Here is a 15,677-nt window from a genome sequence, read left to right as displayed (position 1 = left end):
TTTCTATATAGGAATGGGGGTAACTTATCTTCGATGAACATCTGAAGTTTATGTGAACCTGATTCATTCTCATGACATTAGAGTGTCGTTTTATCGCAAATCCAGTCCACTTTGCCGAGTTTTGATTGCGATACATTTTAGTTCCCTTATTGTTGCTTTCAGTATTGCTAATAAATAATAGTAATTAAATGAGTTGCCGTTATTAATTTGGAGCATCAATAGCATGAGAAATAAATATATGAACAACACTTTATTATTGACCTTGGTATCAATATTGATGCCTGTAATGCTTGTTGGTTGTATTTTTACAAGCGATGAAGATAATAATCAGGCTCATGATTCTAACCTGCTTTCAGTTGATAACAATGTCAAAAGCATTGTTGGAAGCAAAGCGGGTAAAGAAAGTGGATATTTCCAAAATAGTAACGACGTTGTTTGGGCTGTAAATGTTGGCGGCAAACAGTACGTTGGTGTTGATGGCATAACCTATCAGGCAGATTCATCTTCAATTATTGGTGATGTTGGCAAGATTGAAGATATAAAAGGCTCACAAGATAGCTTTATTTACCAGTCTTATAAAACGGGTGATTTAGCGATAAACAAGGCCATTGAAAATGGTCGTTATGACATTATTTTTAAATTTGCCGAGCCTGAAAATATTGCAAGTGGCGCAAGAGTATTTGACATTTTTGCTGAGCAACAATTAATCATTGATGATTTAGATGTAAAGCTTGCCCGAGATGGCAAGCACAAGTCAGCCCTAGTGCGAGCTGTTTACAATGTTGAAGTGACTGATGGTCAGCTAGATATTAGTTTTCAAGCTATCAAAGGGCAGCCAATCCTTAATGCATTGATTGTGCGTAAAAAAACTATGAATACTCACCAATGGAAATTGGTATGGAATGATGAGTTTGACTATCAGGGTAAGCCCGACCCAAGTAAATGGAGTTATGATATTTGGCCTGCTCGAAAGGTTAATAGTGAAGATCAAACCTATACTGATAGTCTGAAAAACGTTTATGTGAAAGATGGTAACCTAGTTATTACCGCTGATAAAGAGACATACGGTAATGCAGAATATACCTCTGGCAGAATTCACTCTCAGGGAAAAGGCGACTTTCTATACGGGCGCGTTGACGTTCGCGCTAAACTGCCTGCAGGACAAGGAACGTGGTCAGCGATCTGGATGTTACCTAGTAACCCTTATAAGTATGCAACAACATGTCAAGTAAATGAAAATTGGCAAGGCAGTTCAACGTGTGACGCTTGGCCAAACTCAGGTGAAATAGACATCATGGAGCATGTGGGTTACGACATGCAAACCATTCACGGCACCGCACATAACAAAGCCTATTATTGGGCGAACTGGGAACAACGAAAAGGCAGTATCGAAGGAAAAAATGTTGAACAAGCTTTTCATCTTTACTCTGTCGAGTGGACCCCAGAAAATATCACCGTATTCTTTGATAACACCCCCTATTTCTTTTATACCAACGAGTCTAGTGGCTGGCGTGGCTGGCCTTATGATCATCCTTATCACATCATCCTAAATCTCGCTATTGGTGGTATGTGGGGAAAAGCAGGAGGGCCTATCGACGATAGTATTTTCCCAGTCTCAATGGAAGTTGACTATGTCAGAATATTTAAACCTTTAGCAAAATGAACGTTTGATACCAATGAATAAATCGCTCATTTATTCACATCATAAAATTATTTAGAACAGTAAAGATACCTTTTTTATTTAGGTATGTACGTAGGAATTAAAATGAAAATATGTAATACAAACAACAAACAAGTAACGGGCGAATTTGTCACTATGGGTGATGAGAGATTTTATGCCATTAATAATGTCAACAAGATGGCACCATTTTTTGTCAGTGTTATTTCAAATAGCGATCATTGGTTATTTGTTTCATCTACTGGCGGTCTGACCGCTGGTAGAGTATCTCCGGAAACCGCCTTGTTTCCTTATATTACCGTAGACAGAATTCACGAAAGTGATCTGCACACTGGTTGTAAAACCCTTTTACGCGTCAATAGTGACAGTGAAAAAATTGACTGGGAACCCTTCAACCGTGAACATGAACTTCGCTTTGATATCACCAGAAACTTATACAAGAATGTTTTAGGCAACAAGCTTTGCTTTGAAGAGATTCATAATGACTTGCAACTGGCCTTTCGTTATACCTGGGCGACCAGTGACAAATATGGTTTTGTTCGTCAATGTGAATTAGAAAACTTATCTAGTAATACGTCTGATAAACCATTAAGTATTGAACTTATCGATGGCTTTCAAAATATTTTACCCGCCGGCACACCGCGTTTTACTCAAACGAATTCGAGTAATTTAGTTGATGCTTATAAATGGACTGAGTTAGATGAGAGCTCTGGCCTTGCCTTTTTCACCCTATTCTCGGGCATTACTGATAGAGCAGAACCTTGTGAGTCATTGAAAACCAATACAGTTTTCTGTCTCGGTTTAGATAATACCAATATTTTACTCTCATCTGAGCAATTAGCGGCATTTCGCAGTGGTGAACAGGTTGAACAGGAATTGACTAAACGTGGTATTCGAGGTGCCTTCTTAGTCAATACCACGATTGAACTCGCGCCTAATGCTATTAAAAAATGGCAACTAGTTGCCAATGTAGAACAGAGTCAAAGTCAATCTGTCGCCTTGCGTCGTCAACTAAATGATGGTGATAAACTTAGTAATGACATACAGAATTCGATAGCAAATGGCTCTGACGAGTTAGCCCGTATTATGGCTTCTGTTGATGGTTTCCAACTAACCGGTGAAGAAAGCGTTTCTGAGCATCATTATGCTAATGTGCTATTTAATACCTTACGCGGTGGCGTTTTTGATGATCAGTACATGATCTCTTCGCAGGACTTTTCTACGACTATTGATTTATTTAATCATCAGGTTTACCAGCGTAACCAAGCACTTTTAGACAATTTACCGGAAAAACTAAACTTTGCTGATTTACTGGAAGCAATTAAAGCAACAGGTGATAGTCAACTTGAGCGGTTAAGCAGTGAATACCTGCCTATTTCATTTGGTCGCCGTCACGGTGACCCGAGTCGACCATGGAACCAGTTTGCCATTAAATTGGTTGATGAAAACAACAATCGCCTATTAACTTACCAAGGAAACTGGCGAGATATCTTCCAAAACTGGGAAGCGTTAACTTATAGCTATCCGCAATTTATTGAAAGTGTTGTCGCTAAGTTTGTTAATGCTTCGACAATGGATGGCTATAACCCTTATAGAATCACCAAAGAAGGCATAGATTGGGAAGTTGAAGAGCCGGATGATCCGTGGAGCTATATTGGCTACTGGGGCGACCATCAAATTATCTACTTGCAAAAAATGCTAGAACTGTCGAATCAATTTCATCCAGATAAACTCAGTGAAATGCTGCGCCAAACCATTTTCAGTTATGCCAATGTGCCTTATCGTATCAAGTCGTTTGATAATTTGGTTGAAAACGCCAAAAGCACAGTGACTTACGATGAAGAATTGTCTGTTAAAATTGAACAACGAGTCGAAACCATAGGCGCTGATGGAAAATTAGTATTGGATGCCAATGGCGATGTGTATCAGGTTAATTTACTGGAAAAATTATTAGTTCCTTTGCTATCTAAACTGGGGAATTTAGTGATTGATGGCGGCATTTGGCTTAATACCCAAAGACCTGAATGGAATGATGCCAATAACGCCTTAGTAGGACAGGGCTTATCTATGGTCACTCTATGTTACTTGCGTCGTTATATCTGCTTTTTCCAAGACTTACTCGCTAATGAAAGCCAAGATGTAATGATCTCAGTTGAAGTTAATATATGGTTGTTAGAAACCGCAGCAGCGCTTAATAACTTAGCTTCACAGTTAACCGGTGAACCCGTTAGTCCTGAAGTACGCTATCAAAGTACTGCAGAATTAGGCATGGCTGCGAGCCATTATCGTGAAACCATCTATAAGCAAGAAGGCTTTAGTGGCCAAGTATCACAAAAGGTCAGTCAAATCACTTCAATGTTAAAGGATGCTCTACAAGCGATTGAACATACCATTGAAACAAATGAACGCGCTGACGGATTATATAATGCTTATAACTTATTGAGTCTAGAAAATGATACTTCTACAGTAAAAGACTTATATCCAATGTTGGAAGGTCAGGTTGCAGCATTAAGCTCAGGGGCACTTAAACCCCAACAAGTAGTCTCTGTAGTAGAAGCGCTTTTTGCTAGTGATGTTTATCGCCCCGATCAAAATACCTTTATGCTCTATCCCGATAGAAAATTACCAAGCTTTTTAGAAAAAAACTGTGTCTGTGCTGAGCAAGTACAAACCATCGCTTTGTTACAACAAATGCTTGAGCAGGGTGACGAACAACTTATTTTACAAGACGTTGATGGCGAATATCGTTTTAATGCCCAGATAACCAATAGCAATGTCTTAGCTGAGCAATTAACTGAGCTTAAAGAGCAATATCCAAGTGCGCTTGCTGGTAATAAAGAGGCGATTTTAGCCCTTTATGAACAAACATTTAATCATCAAGCCTTTACTGGCCGCTCTGGTGGCATGTTTGGTTTTGAAGGTTTGGGCTGTATCTACTGGCACATGGTGTCTAAGTTATTAATAGCTGTTGAAGAAAACTTTTTTACTTGTCTAGATCAAGGTGAAAGTGATGAAACTACAAGGCAAATGGCCAGTTTATATTACCGTGTTCGTGACGGTATTGGTTTTAATAAAACACCGCAAGAGTATGGTGCGTTTCCAATGGACCCATACTCACATACCCCTAAACATGCCGGCGCTCAACAACCGGGTATGACAGGACAAGTAAAAGAAGAAATCTTATCTCGTTTTGGTGAACTAGGCGTTCGCGTGAAAGAAGGTCAAGTGTCTTTTATGCCAAACTTACTTCAATCATGTGAGTTCATTGAAGAGTCAAAACCGTTCCGCTATCTAGATGTCGATAACAACTGGCAAGAAATTATCGTGCCGGCAAAGGCACTTGCTTTTACTTGGTGTCAGGTGCCTATTGTTTATCAACTTAATGATGAGGTAGAGCCTTCTTTAATCGTTACTTATAAAAATGGTGAACAACAAACCCTTTCACAATTAGGATTACCCGCTAAAGAAAGTTCAGAGCTGTTTCTTCGAAGCGGTCAAATACAGCAATTAACATTAACCATATCAACTGACCATTTATTTTATTAATAGCTGTTAGAACAAATGATTAGGTTGATCTATTAAAGAAGGTGCGAGTAATTGCACCTTCAATAATATTTATCTACAACGATTGTTATCGGAGACGAACATGTCGAGTAAATACAATAAATACATGTCTTTAGCGGGAATGAATGTTGCTCATTCTTCTCGCGAAGCATTGCAAAGTGGCGTTACTGAGGTCCTTGAGAATAAAATTCATGGTATTTCCTTTAGCCCTTATGTCGAAGGACAAGGGCCAGGAACCATGATAACAGAAGCTCAAATATCAGAGCGTTTAGCTGTTATTTCGCCAAGCATTAATTGGGTTCGATCTTTTTCTTGTACTGAAGGCAATGAAAATATTCCAAAAATCGCCAAACAACAGGGATTAAAAACCTTGGTGGGTGCATGGCTTAATGATGATTTAGAGAATAATGAAAAAGAGATCAATAACGTTATAGCAGTGGCTAAACAAGGTTATGCCGATATTGTCGCCGTTGGTAATGAAGTATTACTGCGTGAAGATTTAACTGAAGCGCAATTAATAGCATACATTAATCGTGTAAAAGCAGCCTTACCGGGTATAGAGGTAGGATATGTCGATGCTTATTACGAATTTGAAGTACATCCTAATATTACCGATGCCTGCGATGTGATCTTGGCTAACTGTTATCCATTTTGGGAAGGTTGTGCACTTGAGTATTCCATTCTCTACATGAAAGACATGTATCGACGCGCAATCAAAGCGGGTAAAGGTAAAAGAGTTATTATTACTGAAACCGGTTGGCCAAGCGAAGGCCCAGAAGAATGGGGCGCGGTACCCTCTTATGAAAACGCCATCAAGTATTTTCTTGGTACGTATCAGTGGGCAGAAGAAGATGATATTGATGTGTTTTATTTTTCATCCTTTGATGAGGTGTGGAAAGTGGAAGATGAAGGCGGTGTTGGCGCGCATTGGGGCCTTTGGGATAAAGACGGGAATTTAAAATATGTTTAAGAAACACAGTGATAAAGTTGCAACTATTAGTTCGATGAATTTGGCTCACGCCAATGCTATTTGTTATTCGGGTTATCGAGAAGGGCAAAATCCAAGAGAAGGCCTTTACCCGAGCTATAAAGAAGTTAAAGAAGATTTACTTATTTTGAAAGAAAACTGGAGCTACCTCCGAATTTACGATTGTGGCCCACATGCCGAACTTGTTTTAGATGTTATTCGCACTGAAAAATTACATTTTAAAGTAATGCTTGGTGTTGATATGGCAGCAGAAATGAGCAACCCTCATTGCCCTTGGGGAGCTGATTTTAGTGAAGAAGTCATTAATGCTAATAGACAGAAAAACTGTAATGAAATTCATAAAATGATCGAGCTTTCGAAAAAGTATGACGACATTGTTTTTTCAGTCTCTGTGGGTAATGAAGCAAGTGTCGAATGGACTGATCACATGGTACCTGTTGATAGATTAGTGACTTATGTTAAACAAATAAAAAAAGAAATTCACCAACCCGTTACCTTTTGTGAAAACTACGTGCCGTGGACCTACAAATTAGAGCCTCTGGTGGAAGTATTAGATTTCATCTCTATCCATACGTATCCTGCGTGGGAGTTTAGAACAATGGAAGATGCGCTCGAGTACACCAAGCAAAATTATTATAGTGTGGCAAATCATTATCCAGATACCCCGGTGATCATTACCGAGGCTGGCTGGACAACCGCTTCAAATGGCCGAGGTATAGAACCGTGGAATGCTAATGAAGAACTACAAGCACATTATTATGAACAATTGCTTGCGTGGACCACAGAAGAGAAAATTTTGACCTTTGTCTTTGAAGCGTTTGACGAGCCTTGGAAGGGCTCTCCTGATCAACTTGAGCCTGAAAAGCACTGGGGATTATTTAAGGTCGATCGCACGCCAAAATTGGTAATGAAAGACATTTATCCAAATACAGTTGTAGAACTCAGCAAAAATAATGAAGTTGCCTAGCGACTTTTTATTTTTATAAATAATAAAATAATTTCCCAGTCGTTATAAGCGTCGTAATAGACTTTTATAATGGTTGGGATTTTGCCATTTATGGCATTCCCTAAGTTAACTAAACTAAACTTTACCTATCTATCCAGCATGTTATAGTCACGGGCTTTTTGCATTGATGAGATGAAACGGACTTTAACAGCGATAGCTGGGAAATTTTTATTCGACCATTGGTAAAGGAAGGAGTAGTATGATTGAAGATGATTTCGGGGGAAACATGTCTGATAACCCACTATTACGTATAAATAAAATTATTTCAAAAAAGCCTGTTTATCTATTTTGGTTTTTACAAATCTGTTTTTGGTCTTTCGTTTCATTAATTAGTCTAGTTTCGTTAACCCTCTGGTATGTTCAAATTGATGTAGAGCACCTTAGTCATACTTTTTCTCAATCTATTGTTGGTATAGTGTTTTCTATGCCACTTTACTGGATTTTTATGAGGTGTTGGCATGCGCCTATTTTTACCAGAGTTTTTTTAAGTATTGCCTCGGTACTAATAATTTCTTTTGTCTGGACAGTCATTAGAGTAGAGCTTTATATAAAACTGGTGGGATCTGAGGGGCATTGGGACGAGTTTGGTGGCTGGTTTTTTAGTAGTATCTTTATTTATTTTTGTTGGACAGGCTTTTTTCATGGCATCCGTTATTATCAGTTATTGCAATTTGAACATAAGATCATGTTGAAAAAAGAAGCTGAAGCAAAATCGGAGCAATTAAAAAGGTTAAGTGCACAATCTGTTGCGAGAGACGCAAAAATAAAAATGCTACGGTATCAGCTAAACCCACATTTTCTTTGTAATACACTCAATGCTATTAACTCTTTGATTGAATGCGAATTATCAGAAAAAGCCCAGCTAATGACAGTGCAGTTAAGTAAATTCTTACGCTATTCCTTGGATAATAATCCGGATACTAAAATAGCGTTAGAGTTTGAAATCATTGCGCTTAATTTATATTTGGAAATAGAGAAAACACGTTTTGGTGAGCGCCTAAATCTAGATTTTCAAATCTCTGAACAAGCTAAATCAGCATTAATTCCAAGTTTGCTTATACAACCTATTATTGAAAACTCAATGAAACATGTCATAGCCAAAAATGAAGAAGGCGGCACAATCAGTTTACGTGCTGAAGTTGTGAGTGACATGTTAGTGTTAACGTTAAGTGATACCGGCTCAGGGGCAAGGATTGATAGAAATAAAGTCAAAGGAGAAGCGAGTCGAGGTGTTGGCTTGCGAAATATAGATGAACGACTTAAAGTATTATATGCAGACGACTATGTATTTAATCTCAATATTATGCCTTCAAGCGGTTTAAAAACTATTATTAAGCTTCCTTTTGAATGTATAGAGACAAAAATCACTGACGATCCAGTACAAAATTCAATAACAATGAGTTAACTTTATGACTAAATTAAGAACAATTATTGTTGATGATGAGCCATTAGCGCTTAGTCTTTTACGTGCTAAGTTAACTAAAATTCCTGAAATTGACATTATTGCCGAATGTAAAAACGGTCGAGAAGCTATTGCAGCAACGATGGATTTAGCGCCAGATTTGATTTTTTTAGATATACAAATGCCGGGCATTGATGGTTTTGACGTGATAAAAAAACTGCAGTCGGATATTGTGCCTATGGTGGTGTTTACTACCGCATTTGAACAATATGCCTTAGATGCATTTGACGTACACGCAGTAGATTATATTCTTAAACCGATTGATGAAGAGCGTATTCAACGAGCCACTCAATGGGCCTTAGCCTTATTACATTGTAAAACAGGAGAGCATACGTTAAACAAATCTCGCATCATTAGCGCGATAGACACGATTAATGAAAGAAAAAATTCAAACAGTACAACAGAACAGAAAATGAGCCTGCCAAAGCTAGATACAGGTAAGGTTGAACGTAAAATAGTTATTAAAGATAGAGATGATATTACCTTATTAAAGCAAGCGGATATTGAGTGGGTGGATGCTGCAGGAGATTATGTTTGTTTGCATGCAGAAGGGGTTACTCATATCAAGCGTTGTACCTTAAAAAAACTGTTAGAGGATTTAGACCCAGAAATGTTTAAGCGAGTTCATCGTTCAACTATCGTTAACCTTAATTATATTCAAAAAGTTATTCCGCATACCAAAGGTGAGTTTTTCCTTAAATTGGGAGAATATGACCAAGTCAAAGTGAGTCGCAATTATCGAGAAGTGATCAAGAATTTCTTAACCGACATGTAGTATCACAGATGTACATATTGATGACCCCTCGTTGTCAATATCCTCCTTATCACTATTGGGAAATTTTTTATTTCCTATTTTTTCCCGACTTACCGCGTGTAAAATCCCCTTTACCGTAATGCTATTGTTTTAATTATTGTCTGATTAGATGATGAGGAATCAATCATCATTTTTGCTTTAACGCAGGTATGATATTTTTCATTAGGAATAGCTGTATGACAATGTGTAAATTTATAACTTCGGGCTTGAAAATAATATACGTATTTTTAATGTTTTTTTTGCTGCCCACTTATGCAGCTGATCGCCACGCTCCTAATAGACTAAATTATTATGCACCTTACGCTACAAAGGCGCCTAAAGTTGATGGTATTGCCAATGAAAATATATGGCAGTCAGCTAAATGGCAAAACTTAAACCAACGCTGGTTAGGCCCTAAATTTTCAAAAGAAGATTTTCAAGGTCGGTATAAAGTGGTTTGGACTAAATCTAAATTATATTTTATGGCTGAAATTGTTGACGATATCTTAATTGATAGCCATCGCGACCCATTAAAACAATATTGGGATGATGATTGTTTAGAAATTTTCATCGATGAAGATTTCTCTGGTGGTGAACATCAATATAACCATAATGCGTTCGCCTACCATATGTCACTTGATAACCAAGCCATTGATATAGGGACAAATAAATTGGCCCAGAACTATTCTCATCATGTTGAAAGCCGCTGGAAACAACAAGGTAATAAGGTTGTTTGGGAGCTAAGCATCGATATCTATACGGATGATTACCAAGATGCCGCGACAGATAATCAACCGATTGAGTTAACTGTTGGCAAGGTAATAGGACTGATGGTGGCTTATTGTGATAACGATGGCAGTGAATTGCGTGAAAACTTTATTGGTTCTGAATCTGCCGTTGGTGGTGCACCCGATCGTGGTTGGATAGATGCCGATATGTTTGGCAAACTTATTTTGTCTAAATAGTTATCCCCCATGGTCGTTAAGTATTTTCTAAGTCACTAATAACATGAGCATTATAGAAATGAAAAAAATTAAAACAAAACTAATAGGAACAATTTGTTTAACAACCATAATCTCTTTTACATTGATTAGCTGTACACAGCAAAATCAAGGATCACAAATGACCACAAATTCAGGCGATATTAATTATAATCTCTCCACAACAAAGGAAATATTACTCACCAGTGAAGCAGGGGCGAAAATAGCGCCACAGCAAAACTTGGCTTTTCATCAAGGTATCCCAACAGGGAAAGTTATCGTGGTACGGCCCGACTTGAGAAAACAAAAAATTATTGGTATTGGAACTTCATTTACTGAATCTTCAGCCTTTGTTTTAGCACATTTAGACAAAGACAAAAGAGCAGAAGTGATGGAAAATATTTACAGTGCAAAGGGCGCTAATTTTTCAATTGCCCGTACCCATATTGGCGCAACAGACTTTGCCGTAAATGGTCGATACTCGTACGCAGAACGTAAAGACGATGCTAATTTAACGTCATTTACTATTGATGTGGACAGTGATGGCTTTAGTAATGAAGAGCACGAAGGCATTAAAGATGAACAGTTTGATTTATTGCCAATGATAAAAGAGGCTTATGCGATAAAAAACAAGCAAGAAGACAAGGATTTAAAAATTGTTGCCTCAGCATGGACCGCGCCGCCGTGGATGAAAGATATTGAAGATTACTACATCAAACCGACAGCGGCCAATAACCACCAAGGAACAGGAGGTGAGTTAAAGCCACAATACGTTGCTACTTATGCCGACTATCTCATTAAATACCTTGATGCTTATCAAGAACAAGGCATTGATATTTGGGCGCTTACGCCAGTAAATGAACCACATGGTAATAGTGGTCAATGGGAAAGCATGCATTTCACGCCTAAAACACAAAGCACTTTTATTAAAGAGCATTTAGGACCGAAATTAAAAGCAAGTGCCCATGAAGAAGTCAAACTACTTATCTATGATCAAAATCGCGATAATATGGAACATTGGACAGATGAGATCTTAGCTGACCAAGAAACGGCTCCATACGTCTACGGCACAGCGGTTCATTGGTACGAGAGTACGAATAAAGTGAATGAAGAAGTCTTTGATCGTGTTCATGAAAAATTCCCTAATTTTTCAATTATACATACCGAAGGTACCATTGATGATTTAGGAAAAGATGCCCCAGAAGGGATATTAGATCCGGTTCGCTTCAAAGAAAAAAACTGGTTTAATAATGATGAGTTTTGGTGGAACAAGAATGCAACTGACTGGGCATATACGGCAACATGGGCACCAAAACCCGAAGATCATCCCATATATACCCCGGTACATCGTTACGCTCGTAATATCATCGTTAGTCTAAATCATTGGCTAGAAGGATGGATAGATTGGAATATTGTATTAGATAAAGATGGTGGCCCTAACCACGTTGGTAATTTCTGTGGTGCACCGATCATGATTGATACCCAAACGGGTGAGGTTTATTACACACCTATCTATCATGTACTGGCACAATTTAGTAAAACCATTAGGCCTGGAGATACTGCTTTGCAAATTGAACAGCAATTAGATGGCCTAGATAAAGATGCTTTACATGCCAGTGCCGCAGTGAATGATTCGGGCTTAATCAGTGTGCAATTACTTAATACCACTAAAGAGCCAATTACTTATTCATTACAAATTGGTAGTCAATATGCAGAAGTTACTATTGCAGCAAATGCAGTTCAAACAGTTCGAGTTCAGTTGTAGATTATTCAAACAATTACTAAATTTAGCACCGTAAACAAGAGGTCATTACTCAGTGAATAAACATCCCTTTGAAATATTAGCTTTGGCCAATGGGGCCAAATTAATATTTACGCCATGCCCAGGAACTAAGGCGGCTAACCTTGAAGAGTCGATACAGCAGCTTAAGCAGCAGGATGTATCGATGTTGCTTACGTTAATGTTTGATAAAGAAATGGTAGAAAATGAGGCCATAAAACTTCCACAACTTTGTAAGATGTATCAAATCCAATGGTTGCAGCTGCCTATTATTGATGATGAAGCGCCAGGCAAAGCGTTTCAATCTCAATGGGAAAAGCATAAATTAATCATCTTAAATCAATTAAAAAATAAAGGTGTGGTTGCCGTACATTGTAAAGGAGGAACAGGGAGAACAGGCACCGTTATTGCTTTATTACTGCTAGCACTCGGTTGGCCAGTAGATAAAATAATTAGAGAAGTACAAAGTGTTAGGCCACAAGCATTACGAATTAAGAAACAATTAGACTATTTAAATAGTCAGTTGATGAGCTCAGAAAAGCAGTTTCCATTATAAAAAGGGGATAACCCTTTTTATAATATTAGAAAGATTTAATAGTAAATGTATTTTAGGAATAGAGAATGAATTTGTATAAAAAGAATAAGCATATCAGCTTGATTGCGGATATTGGAGGAACAAATATCCGCATTGGCCAAACCAATAAAGACAATCTAATAATAAGCGTTGAAACTTATCAATGTGCCAATTTTAATAGCTTATATGAAGTTTTAGCCTTCTATATTGATAAGCAAGAATTAGACGGTTATTGTATCAATGCTTGTTTAGCTATAGCTTGCCCAGTTGATAGCGATTGGATAGCCATGACTAATTTATCATGGCAGTTTTCACAAAAACAACTCCAACAACAACTCAAATTTAATAGTTTAGTTTTTATTAATGATTACACGGCCATTGCAATGGCGATCCCTTTCTTAGTTGATAGCCAAAAAGTTAAAATTGGTGGTGGTAATGCTGTTAGTAATAACGTTATTAGTGTTTGTGGCCCAGGAACCGGCCTTGGGGTGGCTAACTTAATACCGATTAGCAACAGTGATAAGATTAAATGGCAATGTGTGAGTGGTGAAGGGGGACATGTTGATTTTGCGCCAGTTGATGACATAGAGTTGAAAATATTTGATTACTTAAAACACTCAAAGAAACGTATATCATATGAGCAATTATTATCAGGTTATGGGTTAGAGCAAATTTACCAAGCCTTACTGTTTATCAATGGAAGTTCTTTAGAATATAGTCAAACAAACAAAGTATCATCAGAAATAATCAGCAAACAGGCAGTATCAGGAAGTTGTGAGCTTTGTGTAAAATCGCTATCTCAATTTTGTAAAGTACTTGGCAGTTTCGCTGGTAACTTAGCTTTGCAGTCATGTAGCTTAGGCGGTGTTTATATTGCAGGTGGTATTGTTCCAAATTTTATTACTTTCATTAAGGACAGTGATTTTAGAGTTAGGTTTGAAGAGAAAGGGCGCTTATCAGGTATTACCAAACAAACACCTACCTATATTATTACAGAGCCACAACCAGGTTTGTTGGGAGCATCAGCGTACTTAAATCAACTCACACTAACCCCGAATAAAGCATACAAGAGTATTTAAATATTCTTTTTAATACGTGTAGCCCGCTTGAATCCCAGACTCTAGCATGGGCGAACACACATCATCGACCATGCCTGCCATTTTCTATATTTTTTACGATTCTAATTGATTCAATACCAAAACTTAAAAAGCTCTATCGTTACTACTAAAGAGTCACTTATTTTTTATCCATTATTCGCTACAGTTATGTTATTCAAATTTTCATTAGTTTGGTAGCCGTTATTAAATTACCACATTCCAAGCATTTAGGTTCACTATGTTTTTTGACAAAGTGAACAAATATACCATCACAAAAAACGGCTAAACAAATATGAAAAATATAATAATTGTTCAACTCAAAAATATATTTACCATTTTAAGTTTATTAACTGCCAGCTCTGTAGTTCAAGCTAGCTGTAGCCACAATATAGTCTTTAACTCCTGATAAAGACATTATTCATTATGACCAACACAAGGTCACCTTTCGCTATAAAGACAGTACAACGAACAAAATAAAACAACTCACGTTGCCAACACTCAAATTCTTAATACTCATACTGCAACACGTTTTGCCCAAAGCTTTACAGCGAGTACGTGATTATGGCCTGTATTGTCGGGTGCTAAAAAGCTACGGGTAATCTTCAACTGCTATTAATGCCTATTCACGATTGGCTCACACCCAAAAAAGAAATCACTAGCCCCCGAGCTATTCGACGTTGTCCTTGCTGCCAACATGAAATGCACTGCATTGGCATTACACGAACGACCTAGCACAAAGGCAAATATAATAAGGATAATGGCAAGGGTAAGTAATTTAAAATGAGGGGAAAGTAACACATGAAACAGTAAAGAATGACCGGACAAAAAATGTTTTATTTTCCGTCTTAACTTCGTGCGATCAGGTAATTGATAGCAATCCCTTCAATAAACAAATCGTTATTTACACTATAAAGCCGACGTCGGGCTTGTCCAACACCCGAATAAGGTGTCGGCTGCGCGGCACCTATTCTTATTTGTTATGTGCTACGGCTAAAACTGCAACAATTTTATTTTCACATGGGCTTTTCTGTCTTTGCCCCTCTTCATACTCAACGGCTTGACCATCAGCCAATGTTGCATATTCACCGCCTGATTGAATTTCTGAATGATGAACAAACCAATCTTTACTTCCGTCTTCTGGAGTAATAACAGGGCTTGGTACGATGCAGTAGCATTGATTATGGCGCTTGTTATTTTTGGTAGAATCTTCGCATTTTTTGTTGATGGCTTTGACCCATTGTCTCTTGCTGGTTTAATTGGTGAAACTGCCACTATCCCACTGTTACTATACGCTGGTAAAAGCTTAAAAAATGCCTAATCATCTGTTCTGTGGAGATACGTATCTTACTCTAGATTCACCGTGATCGAGCTTAATACTATAGGACGCTTAAGGAATATAACCAAATTATTAAGGCGTTATTGATTTAGAAATATTAGTCTTAAAATGTAATTTCTATTTCACTCAGGGGGCGAAAGCGCCATAGAGTATTTAATCTAAATACAACAAGTTTAGTTTAACAACTAGATGGCTACTTTTAATATTTTATGTTTCAGTTCCTTCTGAAATGGATAATGCATCCTCAATCTCAACCCCTAGGTATTCAATATGTGCTGCTGCACATATCAGGTATTATGATCAGTAAGTTATTATGTGTTGTATACCTTCTAAGTAATTGTATATTAATGAGTCCCATCATCAGGACTCACCATAATAAATTGTCTTTGGGGTAGCTTTTAAAGCAGCTATAAAGAGTG

12 protein-coding genes and 1 pseudogene are annotated in these 15,677 nt (G+C 37.7%); 12 read left to right on the top strand and 1 reads right to left on the bottom strand.

Annotated features, from left to right (window positions below; genetic code table 11):
* Positions 1-238 precede the first annotated feature (238 nt).
* The 11 genes and pseudogenes from DWA31_RS01380 to DWA31_RS17815 all read left to right on the top strand — a co-directional run.
* A complete protein-coding gene (locus DWA31_RS01380) occupies positions 239-1,663 on the top strand; it encodes a malectin domain-containing carbohydrate-binding protein (RefSeq protein WP_245942426.1) in 1,425 nt (474 codons plus the stop codon).
* Positions 1,664-1,765: 102 nt separating this feature from the next.
* On the top strand, positions 1,766-5,224 hold the full coding sequence (locus DWA31_RS01375; RefSeq protein WP_114324888.1) for a hypothetical protein: 3,459 nt from the start codon (positions 1,766-1,768) through the stop codon (positions 5,222-5,224).
* 100 nt (positions 5,225-5,324) lie between these two features.
* Positions 5,325-6,212, top strand: a complete 888-nt coding sequence (locus tag DWA31_RS01370) for a glycoside hydrolase family 17 protein (protein WP_114324887.1) — start codon at positions 5,325-5,327, stop codon at positions 6,210-6,212.
* Positions 6,205-7,197, top strand: coding sequence for a glycoside hydrolase family 17 protein (locus DWA31_RS01365; RefSeq protein WP_245942425.1), 993 nt, complete (start codon positions 6,205-6,207; stop codon positions 7,195-7,197). The genes DWA31_RS01370 and DWA31_RS01365 overlap by 8 nt, the downstream gene beginning before the upstream one ends.
* Positions 7,198-7,462: 265 nt before the next feature.
* Entirely contained in the window at positions 7,463-8,641 is a 1,179-nt protein-coding gene (locus tag DWA31_RS01360) for a sensor histidine kinase (RefSeq protein ID WP_210725520.1), read from the top strand.
* A gap of 4 nt (positions 8,642-8,645) precedes the next feature.
* Positions 8,646-9,473 (top strand): LytR/AlgR family response regulator transcription factor, encoded by an 828-nt coding sequence (locus DWA31_RS01355; protein ID WP_114324886.1) that lies wholly within the window; start codon positions 8,646-8,648, stop codon positions 9,471-9,473.
* 269 nt (positions 9,474-9,742) lie between these two features.
* A complete protein-coding gene (locus DWA31_RS01350; RefSeq protein WP_245942424.1) occupies positions 9,743-10,456 on the top strand; it encodes a CBM9 family sugar-binding protein in 714 nt (237 codons plus the stop codon).
* A gap of 157 nt (positions 10,457-10,613) precedes the next feature.
* Positions 10,614-12,236, top strand: a complete 1,623-nt coding sequence (locus tag DWA31_RS01345; RefSeq protein WP_114324896.1) for a glycoside hydrolase family 30 protein — start codon at positions 10,614-10,616, stop codon at positions 12,234-12,236.
* A 52-nt stretch (positions 12,237-12,288) separates the two neighbouring features.
* Positions 12,289-12,807 (top strand): phosphatase domain-containing protein, encoded by a 519-nt coding sequence (locus DWA31_RS01340; RefSeq protein WP_114324884.1) that lies wholly within the window; start codon positions 12,289-12,291, stop codon positions 12,805-12,807.
* A gap of 65 nt (positions 12,808-12,872) precedes the next feature.
* The gene (locus DWA31_RS01335; protein ID WP_114324883.1) at positions 12,873-13,904 is read left to right on the top strand and encodes a glucokinase; all 1,032 of its coding nucleotides are present in this window, start codon (positions 12,873-12,875) and stop codon (positions 13,902-13,904) included.
* A 419-nt stretch (positions 13,905-14,323) separates the two neighbouring features.
* Positions 14,324-14,654, top strand: a pseudogene (locus DWA31_RS17815) (transposase); the annotation flags it as partial.
* A gap of 238 nt (positions 14,655-14,892) precedes the next feature.
* On the opposite strand, the gene DWA31_RS01325 reads toward DWA31_RS17815, so the two are convergent.
* Positions 14,893-15,087 (bottom strand): cold shock domain-containing protein, encoded by a 195-nt coding sequence (locus DWA31_RS01325; protein WP_114324881.1) that lies wholly within the window; start codon positions 15,085-15,087, stop codon positions 14,893-14,895.
* On the opposite strand from DWA31_RS01325, the gene DWA31_RS17015 reads away from it, so the two are divergent.
* Complete coding sequence (locus DWA31_RS17015) at positions 15,028-15,240, top strand: hypothetical protein (protein ID WP_136037971.1); 213 nt, start codon at positions 15,028-15,030, stop codon at positions 15,238-15,240. The two genes, DWA31_RS01325 and DWA31_RS17015, sit on opposite strands and share 60 nt — an antisense overlap.
* The last annotated feature ends 437 nt before the right edge of the window (positions 15,241-15,677 follow it).

Source organism: Candidatus Colwellia aromaticivorans (genome assembly GCF_003333305.1).
Classification (GTDB): Bacteria; Pseudomonadota; Gammaproteobacteria; order Enterobacterales; family Alteromonadaceae; genus Colwellia; species Colwellia aromaticivorans.
This window is presented reverse-complemented; position numbering and strand designations above follow the sequence as displayed.

Coding starts and splice junctions, on each gene's coding strand:
- DWA31_RS01370 (WP_114324887.1), top strand. CDS start 5,325: ATGTCGAGTAAATACAATAAATACATGTCTTTAGCGGGAATGAATGTT.
- DWA31_RS01350 (WP_245942424.1), top strand. CDS start 9,743: ATGTTTTTTTTGCTGCCCACTTATGCAGCTGATCGCCACGCTCCTAAT.
- DWA31_RS01360 (WP_210725520.1), top strand. CDS start 7,463: ATGTCTGATAACCCACTATTACGTATAAATAAAATTATTTCAAAAAAG.
- DWA31_RS01345 (WP_114324896.1), top strand. CDS start 10,614: ATGACCACAAATTCAGGCGATATTAATTATAATCTCTCCACAACAAAG.
- DWA31_RS01365 (WP_245942425.1), top strand. CDS start 6,205: ATGTTTAAGAAACACAGTGATAAAGTTGCAACTATTAGTTCGATGAAT.
- DWA31_RS17015 (WP_136037971.1), top strand. CDS start 15,028: ATGATGAACAAACCAATCTTTACTTCCGTCTTCTGGAGTAATAACAGG.
- DWA31_RS01380 (WP_245942426.1), top strand. CDS start 239: ATGAACAACACTTTATTATTGACCTTGGTATCAATATTGATGCCTGTA.
- DWA31_RS01355 (WP_114324886.1), top strand. CDS start 8,646: ATGACTAAATTAAGAACAATTATTGTTGATGATGAGCCATTAGCGCTT.
- DWA31_RS01335 (WP_114324883.1), top strand. CDS start 12,873: ATGAATTTGTATAAAAAGAATAAGCATATCAGCTTGATTGCGGATATT.
- DWA31_RS01375 (WP_114324888.1), top strand. CDS start 1,766: ATGAAAATATGTAATACAAACAACAAACAAGTAACGGGCGAATTTGTC.